This window comes from Paraburkholderia sp. JPY465 (genome assembly GCF_050436725.1).
Lineage (GTDB): Bacteria > Pseudomonadota > Gammaproteobacteria > Burkholderiales > Burkholderiaceae > Paraburkholderia > Paraburkholderia youngii.
In genome coordinates this window covers 767,979-782,209 of the sequence record NZ_JBNDMT010000006.1, presented here as the reverse complement: position 1 = coordinate 782,209, position 14,231 = coordinate 767,979, and the positions used below count along the sequence as shown (strand labels likewise).

Genomic DNA, 14,231 nt, shown 5'->3' with positions numbered 1-14,231 from the left:
GAAAAATGAGTGAATCCGGCGAATCGCACGCGCCCGTGAATGCGTTCTCCGCCTACGCATGGCAGCATGGCGCACTCTCGGATGCGTTCAGCGCGTGGACCGATGACGTGTCGGCAGGCGCACCCGGTACAACGCATTTCGGCTATGTGCATGACGGTGCAGTACGTCTCGAAAGCGATGGACGCGCGTGGACCGTTCACGCAGGGCAGTACTTCTGCGTGCCTGGCCGCTTCGCACTGCGCGCGCGTAACAGCCGCGGCGTACTCATGGAGCACGCAGGCTGGCGTGGACTGTTCATGATCGGCGGCCCGGTCGAGCAGAAGGGGCGACTCCGTTATATCGACCGGTGCAGCGATACGACGCTGATCCAGCCGGTACGGCGTGGCGATCCCTGTCTGAACCTGCTGTACTTTCCGCCCGGCGTCGTACAGACCGCGCACACGCATCCATCGGATCGCCTCGGCCTGGTGCTCTCGGGACACGGGACGTGCATCGCCCGCAATGGCGACGACGACGAGCGCATCGCGCTCGAACCCGGGATGATCTTCTGCATTCACGCCGAAGGCCGGCATTACTTCTCGACCGATCGCGGCGATGAACTGCGTGTACTCGCGTATCACCCGGACTCGGACTGCGGACCGACCGACGACGACCACGCGATGATTAACCGGACCATCGTCGACGGCGTATCAGCGCGCAACCTCGCCTCAATCCGCACGCGCGACGATGCAACGCTGGAAAGCTCATGAAAGCGAAGCCCCGCAAGACACGCGACCGCCGCTTTGTCGACGAGAGCGTTTATGACGCGGCGCTCGAACGTATGCGCCACCTGTACGCGCGTTTTGATCGCGTGGTGGTTTCGTTTTCTGGCGGGAAGGATTCGACCGTTGTCCTTCAGCTCGCGCTCGACGTTGCGCGCGAGCTTGGCCGTCTGCCACTCGAAGCGCATTTCTACGACGAGGAGTGCATTTCGCCCGACACCGAGGCCTATGCCGAGCGCGTTTGCGCGTGGCCCGATATCGCGCTCACGTGGTGGTGCGTGCCGATCAAGCATCGCAATGCGTGCTCGCGTCAGCAGCCTTACTGGTACTGCTGGAATCCCGACGAGCGCGAAATGTGGGTCCGTCCGCTGCCCGCTGCCGGCGTCGTCTCGATGCCTGGTTTCGTAAAGGGAATGATGATTCCCGACTGCTCGCAACTGCCGTTTCTCGGTAGCGCGCAGACCGTCGCCATGCTGCGCGGTATCCGTACGCAGGAATCGCTGCGACGTCTGCGCATGACGACCATGACGCAGGTCGATAACTACATTCATCAAAGTCCGAACTCGCGCAACCTCTGGCTGTGCGATCCGATCTATGACTGGACTTTCGAGGATGTATGGGTCGCGCCGTCGCGCTTTGGCTGGGACTACAACCGGCAATATGACCGCTTCGAAGCAATGGGGCTTAACCACATGCAGCAGCGCGTCTGCCCGCCCTTTGGCGAGGAGCCGCTGGGACTGCTCCACACGTGGGCGATCTGCTACCCCGAACTCTGGCACCGCATGATCGCGCGCGTACCCGGCGCGGCAACCGCTGCGCGCTATGCACTGACGGACCTCTACGGCCACCATCTGAAAGCGCCGCCCGATGGGCTCACGTGGCGCGCGTGGACATGGCGCGTGCTCGATCTCTATGGCGAGCCGTGGCGCTCGCGCGTCGCGCTGTCGCTGCGCACCGCCATAGGCGAGCACCAGCGCAAGACGATGCGCCCGATCTCGGAATCTGAACCGGACCCGTTGAGCGGCGTCTGCTGGCGCGTACTCGCGCAGATGGCGCTCAAGGGCGACTTCAAGAACCGCAAGATTGGCTCGCTCGTGCAGCAGGCGCACAAAACGCAGGATCGGTTAGGCCTCACGCTCGATGAAGTCATCGCACTGGAGCAGGACAATGACGGCACGCGCTACTAAGGCGAAAGCGACGGTACCGACACCCGACGAGATACAGGCAGCGATCGATCGCGCGCCAGTCTCGCGGGTGCAGTGGATTCATCGCGACCGCATCACCGCGAACACGTACAACCCGAATCGCGTTGCACCGCCCGAACTCGAACTGCTGATTCTCTCGATCCTCGAGGACGGTTTTACGCAACCGCTCGTGGTTCGCGCGAGCGTCGATGACGAGCCGGGTGAATTCGTGGTCGTCGACGGCTTTCATCGCTGGCATGTCTCGAACGAGCCGCGCCTTGTCGCGCGTTATGGTGGGTTCGTGCCCGTGGTGACGATCGAAGCCGATCCGGTCCATCGAATGATGTCGACGATCCGCCATAACCGCGCGCGTGGCACGCACGCCGTCATTCCGATGGCCGATATCGTGCGAACGATCATCGAGGCCGGTGTGAGCACCGACGAAGCCGGGCGCAGGCTCGGTATGGAGCCTGAAGAGATCGACCGCCTGACTGATCGCTCCGGCATGCCGCGACGCATCGGCGAGCGCGCGGCGGGTAACGCATTCGGCCATGCCTGGGTGCCGGAATGAGCGACGCGCTGCTCGATATCTCGCTACGCTCGAACGTCGATGCGGTCGCGCGCCAGTTGGACGATCTCGCCTATCGGCAACTTCCCTTCGCGGAGTCGCGCACCGTGACGGAACTCGCGAAGCTCGCCGCGCAGGCGGAACGCAAGGCGATTCCCGAAGTGTTCCCGAACCCTACGCCGTTCACCGTCAATTCGGTGGCTGTGCAGGCAGCGAGGAAGGGTCTGCCGATCGCGCGTGTTTATGTGCGCGACAAGACGGCGGAATATCTCGCGCCGTATGAGTACGGCGGTGTCCAGTTTCTCGGCAAGAAACCGGCTGACCTGGTGCCTGTCGGCGCAGCGGTCAACCAGTACGGCAATCTGCCGCGTGGACTGATCCGGCGGTACCTCAACCGCCCCGACGTTTTTATTGGCACGGTGCGCACGAAAAGCGGCGACCTGTACGGCGTGTGGCAACGTGCCGCGACGGCGCAGCCGAAAAAGGGACGCCGCGCGCCGAACGGACTCGCGCCGAACACGACAGGCAGGCTCAAGCTGCTGATCGCCTTCCATGCGCCGGTCGAGACGAAGAACCGGCTCAGGTTCGGCGAGCGTGCCGAGGCGCTCGTACTGGCGAATGTTAACCACGTGTTTGGCCGCGAACTGGCGAAAGCGATCGCGGCAGCACGGTAAACGACGAATCAAAAGCCAGGGTTTGTCCCTCACGTCCTTCCATTTCGGGCGAAACGTACCTTACGCGAAATTAATGATGGCTTCTGCACCTTCGTGCTCGGAGTGGACCGGCATTAGGGCTAGATCCCGCTGCTGCGCCTCGGAGAGCAGTTCCCTAAGATTCGTCTGGATTTGAGCAAGCGTACGGTCCGTAAGAAGAATATCATCGGGTCGAGGTGCGCCAAGAACTAGCGCTGTCGCTAGTGAAGGATTCCGCTCCTTCGCCAACGCGAGCTCCCACATTTTCGACCGGGCGTCTTTCATTCCTCGTCGCTGTTCGTTCGGCTTTAGCAACCCGAAGTGAGCCGCAAATTGCGGAGTAAGAAAACCGAACTTCACTGGCTCGCCGTGATCGACGATCATCGCTTGACCACCGAAATACCGGATTAGATCAGGACGCTCCACTTGAATGACATTTCGTATCTTTGTCGTCCATTGGCGCTGCACGTCCCTGTCTTCCGACGGTTCGGTGTCTGCCTCTTCATCCGGTTCGCTCGAAAGAACACCTAGGCTGCAGCACTCGGAAATGATTTGCCTTATCGCGTCTTGCGCATCATCTGCACTGGTCGCATTGACCACACCAAAGCGGCAGTTTCCTATCGCGGGATGCCGGCTTGCGAAATCCAATCCCTCAATTTTTGCCAGTTCGGTTGCCGTATTGAGAGCGTAGTTAATCAACCGAAACGCCGAGTCTGCTGCAGCCCCGTACATGCATCGCAAAACGTCTTGACGAATCAATACGTGGCCCGAGACGTTACTGTCCAACTCGAGGATTGCACCGACGTTCAGCACCTCACCCGAATCGGCCATGGGTTCCCATTTCAGTATCGACCACCTCGCATTCGTTGTGAGGTAGTCTGAATCTTCGGGATCAAGGATTGTTTTTTGCGGGCGCATGATGATTTAGTAAAGGGCTAAAACGATTCGCCGTGTCGTTAGCGAGCGCAGGAAGCCGGCCAAGTATGAATTGCTGACACGCTGTTGCGGCTTGAATCCAAGTCGGCTGATTTTTCTGGATCACTGTTAGTGCTTGAAATGCGGACTGCAAGTCGGTCCACATTCGCGCCTTACCCTCACACTTGATTTGGTGAACCACCGCTTGCGCGATCGAGGACGCTTTTACACTGTCAATCGACTTAGGGTCCAACATGCCGGTTACGATATCTGCCAATTTGTTCTGCGCGAATGGCTTGTTATCCATCGATGCGGCATGGTCGATCAGCCAAAAGTCTGCCCCGTCCCAGAGCAGATTGCCAAGATTGCGATCGGGATTGCCGATTAGCTCATCGAACGCAATAGTAGATCCGAACTGTGCCCACGTTGCTAACAGCATCACCGCGCTTCGGACGCTATGAGCTTGGTTCTGGGCATTGATGTTTAACGCAGTCAACAGGCTTGGATGTGCTTTATCTCTTGCACCGAACCACAAACTCTGCTGACCAGGATGGCGGACAATCACCGGTTGAAGTGTCGGTAGACCTAGATGGTTACCGACTGCCGCCGCAAAACATTCAGCGGCTATGCCCGACAACGTCTCGGGTTTCACCACGCACTTCTGCGACACCCCTGCGATCTTCACCTGACCCCGCTGGGCGCCCGAAATGCCCTGACCGATGGGCCGCAGAGTGGCAGGAATGAGGACACCTTCTTCTATCATGTTTTTAGTCGGAAAGGTCGTGTAAGCTGTAAATAGAAACGTTCACTGTTTGCATAATACATTGATGGACATCTGTTAGGGGGACGACCTAGCGAGGCATGGCCTACGGTGCGATACCGCTAAGCGTCCACCCCTAGGCTAGTGCCACCGCGGCAACCTGCCAAGTCCCACCCACGCAAACTGCGCCAGTCAATCCGCGCTCTATTTATGGTAACGGGATTGTCGATGTTGACCAAGGTCCCCCTTGCGTGTCCGCAATCTGTGCCTTCGCTGGGCTTGCAGCTTTGGGTCCTAGGTAACCTTCGAAAAAACGTGGGCAATTGCGCGTCGCGTTTTTTCTCTAGCTCCAACGTCTGAAAGGTCTGTGCAGTTCCTGCTGTGGAGACGTCATGCCCGACGACACGATATCGATCCGCGAGTTCGCGCGACGTGAGGGAGTGTCGGACACGCTCGTACACCAGGCGCTCAGGAAGGGAAAACTTTCGCGCGCGCCAGACGGGCGGATGAATCCCGCGCTCGTCGGCTCCGGCTGGCACAAGGAGGATTCGGGCGCAAAGCGCTTTGCAGAGTCTGCAAAGAATGACGGTCAGCTCGCGGCGGACGGTGGCGTGGTGCGTGGCGTGCCCTATGGCGAGGCGCTGCGCCTGAAAGAGAACTGGCTCGCGCTGCTGCGCCGACTCGAATACGAGCACAAGGCGGGCTCACTCGTCGAGGTCGCGACCGCGCAGCGCGTCGTGTTCGATCTGTGCCGCGAGCAGCGCGACGCGTGGCTCGCATTCCCGCCGAAGGTTGCGCCGTTCCTCGCGGTTGAGTTCGGTATCGCAGACCTCGAACGGCTGACCGCTTCCCTGGCTGCCCATGTCCACAATCAGCTTGCCGATCTCGGAGAGCCCCACGCGCACTTCGACGGCGAACAGCTATGAACAGATCGCGCAGGCCGGTCGCCGCGGCTGGACGCCGCCGCCGCGTCTGTCGCTGCCCGATTGGGCCGATCGTTATCGAAAGCTCGCGCGGGCCGCTGGCAGTCTGACGGGACAGTGGCGTACGACCACCGTCGAGATCGCGCGCGGGCCGATGCTGGCCGTTACCGAGCCCGGGGTCCATACGATCACGGTGATGGTCTGCACGCAGCTTCTGAAAACCGCGCTGCTCGAAAACATCTTCGGCTATCTCGCGCAGCTTGACCCGTGCCCGATCCTGCTCCTCCAGCCGAAGGACGAAGCGGCCGAGCAGTTCAGCAAGGAAAGACTCTCGCCGCTCATTCGGGCGACGCCGGTACTGCGCGAACTGATCGGACCGATGCGCACCCGCATCGCGAGCGACACGCTGCTCTACAAGGCATTCCCGGGCGGGTTTCTCGCGCTCGCGGGTGCGGGTAGTCCCGATAACCTCGCGCGGCGACCGATCCGCGTCGTGCTCTCGGACGAGATCGACAAATACCCGGTCACGCGCGAGGGCGATCCGATCACGCTCGCGGAGGAGCGCACGGCGACGTTTGCCGAGTGGCTGAGCGTGCGCGCGTGCTCGCCGACGATCTCGGAGGAAAGCCGCATCGAGGACAGCTACCTCGCGTCCGATCAGCGGCGCGCGTCGGTCGAGTGTCCGCACTGCGGGCACCGCATGTTTCCGGACTTTTTTAAACATGTCGAGTGGGACAAGACGCGCAGCGAGACGGGCGCGATCTCGGCGCACGAGACCGATACCGCGCGCCTGTACTGCGAAGCGTGCGGCGCGGCGTGGTCCGAAGCGGACCGGTTGAAAGCGCTCCAATCCGTACGCTGGCACCAGACAAGGCCGTTCGTCTGCTGCGGCGGGCGGCATGTCCCGCTCGACGACTACGAACGCGCGTGGCGCGAGCACGACGGCGCGGGCGCAGTCGAGACGGTGTGGGACTGGTGGGAGGACGTCGCAAACCGGCGCTATGCGGTATGGCGCGCGAAGTGCCCGAAGTGCGGCGAGTGGCGCGTCGATAACCGTCACGCCGGCTTTCAGGCGTCGAAGCTTTTCAGCCCGTGGACGCGCGACCGTCCGCCCGCGATCGCTGAGAAGTGGATCGCCGCGCAGGGCGACGAGGAAAAGCTGCAAGCCTGGTGGAATACGCAGATGGGGCTCCCCTATCGGGCGCATACCGGCCGGCGCGTGCAGAACGAATTACTGGCCGCGCGTGGCGAGGTATGGGCCGCAGAAGTCCCCGATGGCGTCGCCGTGCTCACGGTTGGCGTTGACGTGCAGGACTACCGCGTTGAGCTCGAAGTCGTCGGCTGGGGGCGGAATGAGGAATCGTGGTCGATCGAGTATCAGGTCATCGAAGGCGAGTTCTCTGACGCGACGACCCAGGCGACAGTCGACGAGTACTTGCGGCGCACGTGGTCGCGCGCTGATGGTCGACCATTCGAGATCATGGCCGCGTGTATCGACTCAGGCGGGCACCACACACAAAGCGTCTATGAGTTCTCGAAGGCCCGCATTGGCCGGCGCATCTGGGCGATCAAGGGCGAGAGCGCGCGCGGTGGCGAGCGTAACCCCGTCTGGCCCGCGAAGCGCCCGACCTCGCGCTCGAAAAAGACGTATCGACCCGTGATTCTCGGCGTGAATGCCGCGAAGGACACGATTCGACTCCGGCTGCTGCTCGAAGCACCGGGGCCGGGTTACATGCACTTTCCCGCTGATCGCGACATCGGTTATTACGCGCAACTGACCGCCGAGCGGATCGTCGTGAAAGAGATGAGTGGCAAGCGCTACCGCGTCTGGGAGTTGCCACGCGGCCGCGCGAATGAAGCGCTTGACTGTCGCGTCTATGCCTATGGCGCGCTGTGCGGGCTGCTGCACTTTGGCCTGCAACTGAACCGTCGTGCTGACGCGGTAAGCGCGCCGATCGCGCCCGTTGAACTCGCAGAACTACCCGCTATTGCAAACGTACCGGCAGCGCGACCCGCGCCGCCCCGATCGTTCATCAACCGACTGGCGTAACTCATGGCTACCTGTGATTGCACGAGCATTCTCGACGGTGTGCCGCTCGCCGCGTTGCAAGCGCAACTCGCCTCGATGCTGGCGGCGTATCTCGCGCTGATTACGGGAACGAAACCCGAAGGCGCCTCCTATACGCAGGCCGATGGAAGCCGCTCGATTACCTTCACGCGCGCGTCGATTCCCGATCTCGTGCAGGGCATTCTCGCCGTGCAAAAGCAGATCGCCGCGCTGAGCGGCTACTGCTGCAACCGTCGCCCACCGATCGCGCCATTCTTCTGAGTTCCTGTCATGGGTCTGATCGTCGACGAGAGCGGCAAGCCGCTCGATACGGGCGCGCTCGTGCCGGCGCGCGGTAACGGTGGACGCGCACGCGCGCAGGAAGGTGGTCCCGGCTGGCCGTCCTATTCAGCGCTCTCGGTCGGCACGCAGTACCAGTTCCCGTATCAGGCTGCGGACTGGATGAGCCAGGCGTTCGGAAACTGGCTGCCGTGGATACGTTCGCCCGATTCAGAGATCAACCTTTTTCGCGACCGCATGGTCGCGCGAGCGCGCGACCTCTCGCGCAATGACGGATGGATCAACGGTGCGGTCAACCGGATTCTCGACAATACGATCGGCACGAATCTCCAACTCTCCGCCAATCCCGATTACCGCGCGCTCGCGCTCCGGTTCGGCATCGCCGCATTCGATGCGAATTGGGCCGACGACTTCCGCCGCACTGCAGAAGCACTCTGGCGTGGCTACGCGGAGAACGCGGGGCGCTTCAATGACGTAGCGCGACAACTGACGATCGGGCAGCAGTTCCGCCTCGCGATGCGTCACAAGCTGATCGACGGCGAAGGACTCGGCCTCACCTACTGGCTCCCCGATCAGGTCGGATATGGCGCAGCCGACTACGCGACCGCGCTTCTGCTCGTCGACCCCGATCGTCTGTGCAATCCGTACCAGATGATCGATTCGAGCAACCTGCGCGGCGGCGTCGAGATCGACGACAACGGCGCGCCCGTTGCGTATCACATCCGCCGCGCCGAGCCGAACGACTGGTATCTCGCGATCGACGCTAACACGTGGGAGCGCATCGAGCGGTACGACGAGGACGGCTGGCAACGCGTCATTCATGACTTCGACCGCGATCGCGCGGGACAGCATCGCGGCCTCGGCGTATTCATGCCGGTGCTCGCGCACGCGAAGATGCTCGCGCGTTACTACGAGGTCGAATTGCAGGCCGCTGCCATCGGCTCGATCTTCGGTACCTACGTCACGAGCCCGTACGATCCGGCGCTCGTGCAGGACGCGCTCGGCGCAGGCGAAGGCGAGGAGCTTCCGCTTTACCAGTCGCTGCGTGCGCAGTGGGCAAACGAGCGGCCCGCGTATCTGAACGGCGCGCGTATTCCGACGCTCGCGCCGGGTGAATCACTCGAAAACGTCTCGGCCACGCATCCGCATAGCAATTTCGAGATGTTCACGCACGAGATGCAGCGCGTATTCGCTGCAACGCTCGGCCTCTCTGCTGAACAGGTTACGCAGGACTGGAGCAAGACGAATTACAGCAGCGCGCGCGCAGCGCTCCTCGAAGCGTGGAAAACATTGCAGCGGCGACGCGACGAGTTCTGCCTGAACTTTGCCACGCCGTTTTACACATCGTGGTTGTGGGAAGCAATGGACCGGGGCGAACTTCCATTACCTGATGGCGCGCCGCCATTCATCGAGGCGCGATCGGCCTATTCGCGCTGCTCGTGGATGGGTGTCGCGCGCGGGTGGATCGATCCGACCAAGGAAAAAGCCGGCGCAGTCATGGGTATGGACGCGGCACTCTCGACGCTCAAACGGGAATGCGCCGAACAGGGTCTGGATTACGAGGAAGTACTGCATCAGCGCGCGACGGAAATCCGCCTCATGAATGAACTGGGGCTGACGCTGCCCGACTGGGCTGGAGACGTCGCCGCCGCCGAGGCGGCCCGGGTTCCTGAAGCGCCGCAACCGCAATGAGGGGGTGCGCCATGAAACCCGATTATCCGCATCTGGCGCAGCGGCTTTTTAATGTCCCGCTCGCCATCACGCCGAGCAAGATCGAGATTGTGATGGCGGCGATCGCGGACCGCTTCGGCCTCGCGCGCCTGTTCCGCGCCGATGGCTCGCTCGTCATGCTGGGCGATGACGAGTTCGCCGCAGGAGAGCCCGCCGAAGCGCGCCCGTACGCAATCGTCGAAGGTATCGCAGTTATCCCCGTGCAGGGCACGCTCGTCGCGAAGCTCGGCACGTTGCACCCATATTCCGGAATGACCGGTTATGACGGTATCCGCGCGAACTTCTCGATGGCGCTCGCCGATGACGAGGTGCGCGCTATCGCGCTCGATATCGACAGCCCCGGCGGCGAGGTGGCCGGATGTTTCGATCTTGCCGACGCGATCCACGCCGCGCGCGGGACGAAGCCCATCTGGGCAATTCTGAGTGAGTGCGCTTTCTCTGCTGCCTACGCGCTCGCCTCAGCGTGCGACGTGATTACCGTTCCGCGCACTGGCGGGACCGGCAGCGTCGGCGTCGTCGTCGCGCACGTCGATTTTTCACGGGCGCTCGCGGACGCGGGCATCACCGTCACGCTCATTACCTCAGGCGCGCGCAAGGCAGACGGAAACGAGTTCGAACCGCTTGCGGATAAGGTTCGCGCGCGCATTCAGGCGGACGTCGATAGCGTCGCGGACCTGTTCATCTCGACAGTCGCGCGCAATCGCGGCCTCTCCGTCGCGAAGGTCGGCGCGACGCAGGCCGGGACGTTTCTCGGTTCGGCGGGTGTCGATATCGGCTTTGCCGACGCAGTGCAAGCCCCGGATGAAGCGCTCTTGGCGCTCTGGTCAACGTTGCAGCAAAAGTCGGGAGGTTCGAAATGGGTATCGCAATGAAAGGCGTGCAGATGGGCATGCAAAAGGCGCTCTCGTTCGCGCATCTGTCGGGCATTGGTGCTCGCGCCAGTGCGCAGGATGACGAGAAAGAGGAAATCAGGGACGAGGACGCGCGAGCCGAGGACGACGAAAAGGACCCAGGCGAGCGCGACCGCGAGGACAACAACACGGGTACCCGCAAGAGTCGCAAGGCGAAGTCGCGCGCGCAGGATGAGGACGACGAAGGCGCGCGCGCTCAGGGCGACGAGGACGACGAGGAAAGCGACGACGGCGACGACGACGCGGACCCCGACGACGATAGCGGCAAGGGCAAGCGTGGCCGCAAGGCAAAGAGTGCCCGCGCTCAGGATACCGGCGAGGACGAGGAAGCCGACGACGAGGAGGAGGACGACGACAAGGAGATGCGCGGGCAGTCGGCGCTCGCGCTGGCCCGTCGACGCGAACAGGCGCGCTGCGCTGCGATCTTCGCGACGCGCGCCGCGGCGCGTAACCCGGTCCTCGCAGCGCAACTCGCTTTCAAAACGCGTCTGCCGCGTGGCGAGGCAATCGCGATGCTCGAAGCCGCGCCCGCGCCGGCCGCGTCGGGCGCGCCAAATCGCGTCGCGCGCAATCCGAGTATTGGCCCTGGGGGTAGTGCCGAACTGACGCACCACCAGGCAATCGCGACGAGCTGGGACCGCGCCTTTGCGAAGGCGAATCCGATGCGTGCCCGTCAAGCCTGATTCCCTCACCCCCTCAAGGAGATACGAACATGGGCGCTCCAACTGTACCGCCGCTCAATGAGCAATGGCACGACGGCGGCTTTATCGTTTCCGAAGCGAACGGCCACCAGTCACGCGATCAGGTGACGCTGACCGGCGGCGTGCTCGTGCTCGCCGGTACGGTACTCGGCAAGGTCACGACGTCGGGCTCGCTCGCGCCGCTCAATCCGGCCGGCTCTGATGGCTCGCAGACTGCGGCGGCGATCCTCCACGGCACGCGCGACGCGACGCAAGGCGACCGGCAGGCGACGGTGATTGACCGCAACGCGGAAGTCAACGCTTCGGAACTGATCTGGCCATCGGGTGCCACGCCCGCGCAGATTACGACCGCTACGCAACAGCTTCTGGCAGTCGGCATCATCCTCCGCTAGTTGCTCGCGCAACGAGCGCTTTATTCACTGCTTGCCACTTCACGAAGGCCGCTCCGGTTCATTCCGGCGCGGCCTTTCTTTTTTCGGGGAGCCCGATCATGGCTGGCGAAATTCTCGACGTATTCCACCAGGACCCGTTTACGGCCATCGCGCTCACGGATGCCGTGCAGCGCAATCCGTTCCAGCCGGTCGGACTTGGTGCCCTCAATGTTTTCGAACCGAACCCGATCCGCACGAAGGCGCTCGCTGTCGAGCAACGTCAGGGCAAGCTCGTGCTGATCCCGTTCTCTGAGCGCGGCGCAGAAGGCACGCAGCGCACTACCGAAAAGCGCCAGATGCGCTACTTCGACGTACCTCGCCTCATGCACGACGACACCGTATATGCGGAGGAAGTCGAAGGTATCCGCGAGTTCGGTACCGAAAGTGTGCTCATGCAGGTAGAGACCGAAGTCGCGCGGCGTCTGTCCGGTCCCACCGGGCTACTCGCGAGTGTCGAGTACACGAAAGAGTACTTGCGCCTCGCGGCACTGCAGGGGCTCGTGCTCAATCCGAAAGATGGGAGTGTGTATTACAACTGGTTCACGCAGTTCGGCATCGCGCAGCCTGCCGTGATTCCGTTCAATCTCGCGGCAGGGACCGCCAACACGCTACGTCCGATCTGTAACGGACTGGTGCGCTCGATGGCGCGCAAGGCGCAAGGCGCATTCACGGCGACGACGCGCGTGTACGGGCTGTGCGGCGATGCGTTCTATGACGCGTTCGTCAACCACCCTGACGTCATCCGCACCTTCGTCAACTGGTCCGATGCGCGCGCGCTGCGCGATAACTCGCAGGGCGCGGCGTTCGAGGCGTTCGATTTTGCGGGTATCACGTGGTTCAACTATCGCGGCTCGGACGACAACACGACGATCAAGGTTCCGGACAACAATGTGCAGTTCTTCCCGGTCGGCGCGCCTGGCGTTTTCCGCGAAGCAATGGCACCGGGCGAAACGGTCGATTGGGTCAATACGCCGGGACGTCCCGTGTACGTGCTGCCGATCTTCGATCTTCTGCGCCGCATGTGGTGGAAGATGGAGACGTACGCCTATCCGCTCTTTATCTGCACACGGCCTGAGGTCCTGTTTCAGGGGACCGCGCTCGCGTCCGCTGCTGCGGGTGAGGAGGCGCGAGACGCCAATCTCGCGAATATCGAGAAAGGCAGCGCCGACAGGGGCGACGATAAGGCCGACAAGGGCGGCGAGTCCACTCACGGCAAGGCATAACCGTGATCGATTGGGACTCGCTGCTGCTCGCGCCGGTCGAGAGCGTTTTCGGGCAGAGCGCGAATTACTACAGCGCTGACGGTCACTATGCGGCCTTGCTTAATGGCGTATTCGACGAGGCAGTAACAGACGTCGACGTGATGGACGGCGTACCCGTAACAACGAAGCGCCCCTGCTACGGCTTTCGCGTCTCGCAACTCCCCGTAACCGCGCAGCAGGGCGACACCCTGTTGATTCCCGCAGCACCCGGCGCGCCGCTCGCTGATACCACCTATGTCGTGCGCGAGGTACGCGTCGACGGGCACGGCTGGTGTCTGCTCCTGCTCAATCTCGCGCCCTGACGTTCGACGCGTTCTGTCTGTCTCCCCGTCATGAAAGCGAAGCGCACGGCGATCGTCGTGCTGCCCATGCTCGTGCGCAGGCGGCTGCGTCTCGCAGCTCTCGGCGCGCTCAACGGCGCAGCGCTCATCGATCGCGGTACGCCCGTCACGGTGCAGTCGCCGGGCGATTGGGCGGTGCCCGCGGCTGTGCTGCCGGTCGTTATCGTGCGGACCTCGCACGAGGGCAAGGAGTCGGAGGGGCGCGGCATGCCCCGCTTCACGACGACTTGCACGCTCGAAGTGAAAGCGACCGTTGAGGCGTCGACCGCGCAGGAGGCACAGGACGCGATCGAGGCGCTGTGGTTCAGCGTCGAGCAGGCGCTATTCACCGACTATTCGCTCGTCGGAATGCTCCAGCAGTTCGAGGCCGTCGAAAGCGCTCTGGAGATTCGCGCGGACGGTGCGCGGCACCTCGCGGGGATTGCCGCGTCATTCCGCTGCGAGTGCTTCGAATCGTTCGATCCGACTGAGGCCGTGCCCGCGCCTGGGGCGTGGCCGGTCGACCCGCCGCCGCCAGCACCACTCGATCAGGTCGCCACTCACGTCGACACGATCGCGCCCGCCGACAAGACGGGCACGTATCCAAATCCGCCATTTCCCGACGCCGTTACGCCCGCGCCACGCACGCAGGGACCGGACGGACGCGACGAGGGAACGCTCGTCATCAACCCGCAAGACCCGGCCCGTCGATAGCCGGAAGGACT

At 62.8% G+C, this 14,231-nt stretch carries 16 protein-coding genes; 14 read left to right on the top strand and 2 right to left on the bottom strand.

The genetic code is table 11. The features are described 5' to 3' along the window. Nucleotides 1-5: 5 nt before the first annotated feature. Genes QFZ94_RS36865 through QFZ94_RS36850 form a run of 4 tightly spaced genes read left to right on the top strand, consistent with a single transcriptional unit; the run spans nucleotide 6 to nucleotide 3,187 of the window. Complete coding sequence (locus QFZ94_RS36865; protein ID WP_429462929.1) at nucleotides 6-749, top strand: cupin domain-containing protein; 744 nt, start codon at nucleotides 6-8, stop codon at nucleotides 747-749. Beyond that, nucleotides 746-1,948, top strand: a complete 1,203-nt coding sequence (locus QFZ94_RS36860) for a phosphoadenosine phosphosulfate reductase family protein (RefSeq protein ID WP_429462928.1) — start codon at nucleotides 746-748, stop codon at nucleotides 1,946-1,948. Before QFZ94_RS36865 ends, QFZ94_RS36860 begins: the two co-directional genes overlap by 4 nt. Beyond that, nucleotides 1,929-2,516, top strand: a complete 588-nt coding sequence (locus QFZ94_RS36855) for a ParB N-terminal domain-containing protein (RefSeq protein WP_429462927.1) — start codon at nucleotides 1,929-1,931, stop codon at nucleotides 2,514-2,516. Before QFZ94_RS36860 ends, QFZ94_RS36855 begins: the two co-directional genes overlap by 20 nt. Continuing rightward, nucleotides 2,513-3,187, top strand: a complete 675-nt coding sequence (locus QFZ94_RS36850; protein ID WP_429462926.1) for a hypothetical protein — start codon at nucleotides 2,513-2,515, stop codon at nucleotides 3,185-3,187. The genes QFZ94_RS36855 and QFZ94_RS36850 overlap by 4 nt, the downstream gene beginning before the upstream one ends. Before the next feature lie 60 nt (nucleotides 3,188-3,247). Here QFZ94_RS36850 and QFZ94_RS36845 read toward each other — a convergent pair whose 3' ends face one another. Together QFZ94_RS36845 and QFZ94_RS36840 are read right to left on the bottom strand one after the other, a co-directional pair. Then, nucleotides 3,248-4,123, bottom strand: a complete 876-nt coding sequence (locus QFZ94_RS36845; RefSeq protein WP_429462925.1) for a hypothetical protein — start codon at nucleotides 4,121-4,123, stop codon at nucleotides 3,248-3,250. Continuing rightward, nucleotides 4,098-4,883: a hypothetical protein gene (locus QFZ94_RS36840; protein WP_429462924.1), complete on the bottom strand. Its 786-nt coding sequence runs from the start codon at nucleotides 4,881-4,883 to the stop codon at nucleotides 4,098-4,100. The genes QFZ94_RS36845 and QFZ94_RS36840 overlap by 26 nt, the downstream gene beginning before the upstream one ends. A 389-nt stretch (nucleotides 4,884-5,272) precedes the next feature. Between QFZ94_RS36840 and QFZ94_RS36835 the strand changes: the two genes are divergently transcribed. From QFZ94_RS36835 to QFZ94_RS36790, 10 genes are all read left to right on the top strand, one after another. Then, on the top strand, nucleotides 5,273-5,806 hold the full coding sequence (locus QFZ94_RS36835; protein WP_429462923.1) for a hypothetical protein: 534 nt from the start codon (nucleotides 5,273-5,275) through the stop codon (nucleotides 5,804-5,806). Then, nucleotides 5,742-7,853 carry a phage terminase large subunit family protein gene (locus QFZ94_RS36830; protein ID WP_429462922.1) on the top strand — a complete coding sequence of 704 codons (2,112 nt, stop codon included), beginning with the start codon at nucleotides 5,742-5,744 and terminating at the stop codon, nucleotides 7,851-7,853. The genes QFZ94_RS36835 and QFZ94_RS36830 overlap by 65 nt, the downstream gene beginning before the upstream one ends. A 3-nt stretch (nucleotides 7,854-7,856) precedes the next feature. Further along, nucleotides 7,857-8,132, top strand: coding sequence for a gpW family head-tail joining protein (gene gpW / locus QFZ94_RS36825; protein ID WP_429462921.1), 276 nt, complete (start codon nucleotides 7,857-7,859; stop codon nucleotides 8,130-8,132). Nucleotides 8,133-8,141: 9 nt separating this feature from the next. Beyond that, nucleotides 8,142-9,842 (top strand): phage portal protein, encoded by a 1,701-nt coding sequence (locus QFZ94_RS36820; RefSeq protein WP_429462920.1) that lies wholly within the window; start codon nucleotides 8,142-8,144, stop codon nucleotides 9,840-9,842. Between the two features lie 11 nt (nucleotides 9,843-9,853). After that, nucleotides 9,854-10,753 (top strand): S49 family peptidase, encoded by a 900-nt coding sequence (locus QFZ94_RS36815; RefSeq protein WP_429462919.1) that lies wholly within the window; start codon nucleotides 9,854-9,856, stop codon nucleotides 10,751-10,753. Next, nucleotides 10,738-11,475 carry a hypothetical protein gene (locus QFZ94_RS36810; RefSeq protein WP_429462918.1) on the top strand — a complete coding sequence of 246 codons (738 nt, stop codon included), beginning with the start codon at nucleotides 10,738-10,740 and terminating at the stop codon, nucleotides 11,473-11,475. Before QFZ94_RS36815 ends, QFZ94_RS36810 begins: the two co-directional genes overlap by 16 nt. Nucleotides 11,476-11,504: 29 nt before the next feature. After that, nucleotides 11,505-11,885, top strand: coding sequence for a head decoration protein (locus QFZ94_RS36805; RefSeq protein ID WP_429462917.1), 381 nt, complete (start codon nucleotides 11,505-11,507; stop codon nucleotides 11,883-11,885). 98 nt (nucleotides 11,886-11,983) lie between these two features. Continuing rightward, a complete protein-coding gene (locus QFZ94_RS36800) occupies nucleotides 11,984-13,147 on the top strand; it encodes a major capsid protein (RefSeq protein WP_429462916.1) in 1,164 nt (387 codons plus the stop codon). Nucleotides 13,148-13,149: 2 nt separating this feature from the next. Further along, nucleotides 13,150-13,488, top strand: a complete 339-nt coding sequence (locus QFZ94_RS36795) for a head-tail joining protein (protein WP_429462915.1) — start codon at nucleotides 13,150-13,152, stop codon at nucleotides 13,486-13,488. A gap of 30 nt (nucleotides 13,489-13,518) precedes the next feature. Then, nucleotides 13,519-14,220, top strand: coding sequence for a hypothetical protein (locus QFZ94_RS36790; protein WP_429462914.1), 702 nt, complete (start codon nucleotides 13,519-13,521; stop codon nucleotides 14,218-14,220). Nucleotides 14,221-14,231: the final 11 nt, after the last annotated feature.

Bases quoted from the DNA above. Each gene is read 5' to 3' on its own strand.
- QFZ94_RS36820 (WP_429462920.1), top strand. From the start codon at position 8,142: ATGGGTCTGATCGTCGACGAGAGCGGCAAGCCGCTCGATACGGGCGCG.
- QFZ94_RS36790 (WP_429462914.1), top strand. From the start codon at position 13,519: ATGAAAGCGAAGCGCACGGCGATCGTCGTGCTGCCCATGCTCGTGCGC.
- QFZ94_RS36855 (WP_429462927.1), top strand. From the start codon at position 1,929: ATGACGGCACGCGCTACTAAGGCGAAAGCGACGGTACCGACACCCGAC.
- QFZ94_RS36850 (WP_429462926.1), top strand. From the start codon at position 2,513: ATGAGCGACGCGCTGCTCGATATCTCGCTACGCTCGAACGTCGATGCG.
- QFZ94_RS36800 (WP_429462916.1), top strand. From the start codon at position 11,984: ATGGCTGGCGAAATTCTCGACGTATTCCACCAGGACCCGTTTACGGCC.
- QFZ94_RS36835 (WP_429462923.1), top strand. From the start codon at position 5,273: ATGCCCGACGACACGATATCGATCCGCGAGTTCGCGCGACGTGAGGGA.
- QFZ94_RS36845 (WP_429462925.1), bottom strand. From the start codon at position 4,123: ATGCGCCCGCAAAAAACAATCCTTGATCCCGAAGATTCAGACTACCTC.
- QFZ94_RS36815 (WP_429462919.1), top strand. From the start codon at position 9,854: ATGAAACCCGATTATCCGCATCTGGCGCAGCGGCTTTTTAATGTCCCG.
- gpW (WP_429462921.1), top strand. From the start codon at position 7,857: ATGGCTACCTGTGATTGCACGAGCATTCTCGACGGTGTGCCGCTCGCC.
- QFZ94_RS36865 (WP_429462929.1), top strand. From the start codon at position 6: ATGAGTGAATCCGGCGAATCGCACGCGCCCGTGAATGCGTTCTCCGCC.
- QFZ94_RS36840 (WP_429462924.1), bottom strand. From the start codon at position 4,883: ATGATAGAAGAAGGTGTCCTCATTCCTGCCACTCTGCGGCCCATCGGT.
- QFZ94_RS36860 (WP_429462928.1), top strand. From the start codon at position 746: ATGAAAGCGAAGCCCCGCAAGACACGCGACCGCCGCTTTGTCGACGAG.
- QFZ94_RS36830 (WP_429462922.1), top strand. From the start codon at position 5,742: ATGTCCACAATCAGCTTGCCGATCTCGGAGAGCCCCACGCGCACTTCG.
- QFZ94_RS36805 (WP_429462917.1), top strand. From the start codon at position 11,505: ATGGGCGCTCCAACTGTACCGCCGCTCAATGAGCAATGGCACGACGGC.
- QFZ94_RS36810 (WP_429462918.1), top strand. From the start codon at position 10,738: ATGGGTATCGCAATGAAAGGCGTGCAGATGGGCATGCAAAAGGCGCTC.